Origin of the sequence: uncultured Sphingomonas sp. (assembly GCF_937859915.1) — a bacterium.
Taxonomy (GTDB): Bacteria; Pseudomonadota; Alphaproteobacteria; order Sphingomonadales; family Sphingomonadaceae; genus Solisphingomonas.
The window spans coordinates 1-4,524 of sequence record NZ_CALMAW010000085.1 but is presented as its reverse complement, the minus strand read 5'-3'; the positions used below and the strand labels follow the sequence as shown (position 1 = coordinate 4,524).

Annotated in this window: 4 protein-coding genes; 1 reads left to right on the top strand and 3 read right to left on the bottom strand. The window is 66.8% G+C overall.

Translation table 11 applies throughout. The annotated features are described in order from the left end of the window. Positions 1-103: 103 nt before the first annotated feature. The 3 genes from Q0326_RS10975 to queF all read right to left on the bottom strand — a co-directional run bounded on the left by Q0326_RS10975 (position 104) and on the right by queF (position 4,292). Positions 104-1,384 carry a glycoside hydrolase family 130 protein gene (locus tag Q0326_RS10975; protein WP_298690073.1) on the bottom strand — a complete coding sequence of 427 codons (1,281 nt, stop codon included), beginning with the start codon at positions 1,382-1,384 and terminating at the stop codon, positions 104-106. A gap of 50 nt (positions 1,385-1,434) precedes the next feature. After that, positions 1,435-3,717 (bottom strand): glycosyltransferase family 4 protein, encoded by a 2,283-nt coding sequence (locus Q0326_RS10970; protein ID WP_298690071.1) that lies wholly within the window; start codon positions 3,715-3,717, stop codon positions 1,435-1,437. A 128-nt stretch (positions 3,718-3,845) separates the two neighbouring features. Beyond that, the gene (queF, locus tag Q0326_RS10965) at positions 3,846-4,292 is read right to left on the bottom strand and encodes a preQ(1) synthase (RefSeq protein ID WP_298690077.1); all 447 of its coding nucleotides are present in this window, start codon (positions 4,290-4,292) and stop codon (positions 3,846-3,848) included. Between the two features lie 78 nt (positions 4,293-4,370). On the opposite strand from queF, the gene Q0326_RS10960 reads away from it, so the two are divergent. Next, the coding region (locus tag Q0326_RS10960) for a cryptochrome/photolyase family protein (RefSeq protein WP_298690075.1) at positions 4,371-4,524 on the top strand (154 nt) is incomplete at its 3' end.

Sequence of the window (4,524 nt, the reverse complement as noted above, 5' to 3'; positions counted from 1 at the left end):
CACCAGCACCGCGCAAGCGCCGCGGGGCGAAAATGACCGAATTCCCGACGCCCTTGGTTAAGCCGGGATTAGGCTGTCCCCGGGTGAGACGCGGGCCGCCGCATCAAGACATGGCGGCGAGCATCTCCCCGATCGGCACGAAGGCGAAGCCGATCGAACTGTCGGCGATGCCATAAGGCAGGAAGATCGTGTCCCCCTGCCGCATCGCTCCGCACGAATAGACGACGTTGGGCACATAGCCCTCGCGATCCTGATCCTTGGCAGCGAGGATCGGCTGGCGCGAGCGCGCGATCACCTTGGACGGATCGTCCTTGTCGAGCAGCGCCGCGCCGATCGAATATTTCCGCATCGCGCCGACGCCGTGGGTGAGCAACAGCCAGCCCTCGTCCAGCTCGATCGGCGGCCCGCAATTGCCGATCTGCACCAGCTCCCACGGGCAGATGGGGGTCAGGATCTTCTCCCCGTCGTCCCAATGGGTCAGCCGGTCCGACTTGAGCAGAAACAGGTTCTCGCCGTCCGAACGGCCGATCATCATATACTCGCCGCCCACCTTGCGCGGGAACAGCGCCATGCCCTTATTGCGCGCCGCCGCGCCGGTCATCGGCACCAGGTCGAACGCGCGGAAGTCGCGGGTGCGCATCAGCTCCGACTGGATCACCGAGCCGTTATAGGCGGTGTAGGTGCCGATCCACTCCTGACTTCCGTCGTCATGGCGGAAATGCGTGATGCGCAAATCCTCCAGCCCATTCGACTGCGCGCGGGTGATCGGGAAGATCACCGTTCCCGACAAGGTCGAATCGCGATGGCGATGCACCGTCACCGGCCCGACCGGAATCTCGTCGCCACGGTCGAGCAGGTCGGTCGCGGTGGCGAAGGGCGGTTCGGTCGCGAGCTTGAGGTGGCCGCCCTCGCTGACGATGCCTTCGCGGAAGGCGATGGACGAAATGTGCCCTTCCCCTACCGCGCGCATCGACATGACCATGCGCACCGATCCCTCGGTTATGCCGCTCTGGTCGAAATGCGCCACCGCGCTGGGGTTCATCAGCGCCGCGGCGGCATAGCTGTATTCGTGGCAGAAATAGGCGCCGATCAGCTGCCGCTTTTCGTCGCCGATATCGCGCGAGGCGAGGCCCAGCTGGTCCTCCAGCTCGTCATAGCGGGTCATGAAGACGCGCCGCGTCTGCCAGTGGCGTGCCTCGAAGTCCTTGAGCACTTCCTCCAGCTGCTCGCGCGCCTCCTGCGGCGACATGGCGAGCACCTCATCCACCAGCCGCTGCGTGCGGCTGGGGACATTTCCCTGCGCATCCATGGGGATGTGGAAGGGCCGGACGACGACCCGCGACGGATCGGCATGGAGCCGCAAGCGGTGGTTTACGAGGTCCATCGCGTCTGCAATCTTCGTCTCCGGATCGGCGTCGCCGCCGACCGAGAGGGTCAGGCGACGACGCGCGTCGGTCCTGCCACGCTTTGCGCCGCGATGGAAAGCCCTGAAATCGCACAGCTCGCCAGCTGCAACGCCAAAATCGACTCGGCACCCTGGTTGCGGTTGATCCCGGTCGGCATCAGGCCGTCGAAACATCCGCCATCCGCGCTGGTGGCGAGCGGCAGGTCGAGGTCGTTGGCGCCCAGGAACCAGCCATAGGCCCGCTCGGCCTCCTCCATCCAGCGATGGTCGCCCGACGCGGCATAGGCCTCGGCACAGGCTTCCACCGTCGCGTGCGCTTCCAGCGGCTGCTGGTCGAACTGCAACGGCTCGGCATAGGGCCGGCCGAAGCTCTCGTGGCCGATGGCGCGGAAGCGGCCCTCGGGCGAGGTCTGCTTGTCGACGATCCAGCGCAGCGTCTCTAGGCCCCGCTGCACATAATCGGGGCGGTCGAGCGCACGGCCGGCGGCGATCAGCGCCTGCGGCACGCGGGCGTTGTCATAGGCGAGCACGATCTCGAACCAGGTCCAGGCCGGGCGACGCGCCTCGGCGAGCAGCGCCAGATGCTGGTCGGGGAACTTCTCCAGGATCTCGCGCGCGAGCTGATGGCCCGGCCGCGCTTCCAGGATCGCCGCCGCGCCGAGCATCGCGAACGCCTGTGCGCGGAGCGATCCCAGTTCCAGCGCCATGCTGCCCGTCATGTCGAACATCATCATCGCCCAGTCGCGATGCTTGCGGTCCACGGCGTCGCGGGCGGTGACGCCGAGCGCCCACAGCGTGCGGCCGTTGGAGTCCTCCGACCCTTCCTCCTCGCACCAGCTGCGGTCGAAGCGCATGAAGTTGCGGAAGCGGCGGACGTCCGGGTTCCACGCATATTGGATGAACGAGGCGTAGATCGTCATCCACTTGTCGCGCGTCGCCGGTTCGAGGTCCATCGTGCCGGTCAGGATCAGCGCGCGGGCATTGTCGTCGATGCAATAGCCGTGGCGCCGGTCGGGCACCGAATAGATCGCGTGCTGGTACATGCCGGTCGAATCGCTCATCCGCTCGACGGCGGCGAAATCGGGCATCAGCGGCTTCACCACGGATGCGCTTTTGACCAACCTGCGCGGCCGGGCGGCGACGATCGCTGCGATCTCGTGCATCATCGCCTCGGCGAGGCGCGGCCAGATCATCGTCCGGCCGCGGTCATAGGCGCGCTGCATCAGGCGGGTGCGGTCGCGCTCGCTCGACAACAGGCGGTCGATCTCGCGCGCGAAGGCGGCGACATCGCCGAAATCGACCAGCACGCCGTGGCCATCGGCCAGGATCTCGGTCGCATGGACATAGGGCGTGGAGATCACCGCCTTGCCGACGCCGATCGCATAGCTGAGCGTGCCGCTCGTGATCTGGGCGGGGTTGTTGTACGGCGTGGCATAGATATCCGCCGCCTGAAGATATTCGATCAGCTGGTCGTGCTCGAAAAACTCGTCGATGAACGCCACGTTCCCGGCGACGCCCAGCTCGGCGGCCAGCGCCTTCAGCCGATCACGATACGCCTCCCCTTCGTGCGCGACGAGGTTGGGATGGGTGGAGCCCAGCACGACATAGAGGACGTGGGGATGGCGCTCGGCGACGGCGGGCAGCGCCTCGATCATCGTCTCGATGCCCTTGTTGGGCGCGAGCAGGCCAAAGGTCAGCACTACCTCGCGCCCCACCCAGCCGAAGCGCGGCTTCAGCGTGTCGGGTGAAATCAGCTCGCGATCGGGCACGCCGTGCGGCACCATCACGACCTGGCGCGGGCTGGCACCATAGACGCGGCGCAGGATGTCGCGCCCGCGTTCCGCCATCACCACCACGCGCGCGGCGCGGCGCAGCAGCGCCTCCATCACGCGGCGTTCGTCGACGTTCGGCCGCTCGAGGATGGTGTGCAGCGTCACGATCACCGGCAGCGTCGTGCGATCGAGCAGCGTCAGCAGGTAATCGCCCGCGACCCCGCCATAGATGCCGTATTCATGCTGCACCCAGATCGCCTGCGCGCCGCTGGCCTCGATCTGCCGCGCCGCGGCGACATAGGCGGACGGGTCGTCCTGCGCGATGGCGGCGGTGACGGCGGACGGATAGGCGTAGCGGCCGGGATGATCGTCCATCGCATAGACGTCGACCGCGACGTCGGGATAGCGGACCTGCAGGGCACGGTGGCAATCGGTGGTGAACGTCGCCAGCCCGCACATGCGCGGCAGGTAATTGCCGATCAGCGCCAGCCTGGCGATGCCGGCGTCCTTGCCTTTGTTGTCGTCCGAGCGGCCGGCCATGATGATCCCCGTGTTGGAGCGGCGGCGACCGAGCGGTTGCCGGCTTGATCGGATAACCGTCGCGCAGGGCGATGGTTGCACGTCTTGCTGCATCGCAACATAGGTGTGTTCATCGAATGTTCAAGCGGTCAGCCCCGTCCGCGATACGGCGCCACCCCCTGGTCGGGCAGCCAGACGTCCGCCGGCGGCGCTCCCGATTGCCAGAACACGTCGATGGGCATGCCGCCGCGCGGATACCAGTATCCGCCGATCCTGAGCCACAGCGGCGCCATTTCGGCGAACAGCCGCTGGCCAATGCCGACGGTGCAATCCTCGTGAAAGGCGCAGTGATTGCGGAACGCGCCGAGGAACAGCTTCAGCGACTTGGATTCCACGATCGTCGCGGCAGGGACATAGTCGATCACCAGATGCGCAAAATCGGGCTGTCCCGTCACCGGGCACAGCGAGGTGAACTCCGGGCTGACGAAGCGCACCATGTAGCGGGCGTCGGCCCGCGGATTGGCGACATAATCGAGCACCGCTTCTTGCGGAGAGGCAGGCAGGCGACTGGGCTGGCCGAGGTGCATGGGCGTCATCGCGGTCATGTAGGGCGGCGACCCTCCCGGCGCCACGCCGCTCGCGACAGCTAACGTCGTTGCGGTTAGGACGGGCCCATGACGACGCTCGTCCCCGTACTTGGCGATCAGCTTTCGCCGGCCCTCTCGTCGCTCGATGGCGCGGGGCAGGCGGACACGGTCGTGCTGATGATGGAGGTCGCCTACGAGACCCGCTACGTCCGCCATCACAAGCAGAAGATCGCCTTCATCT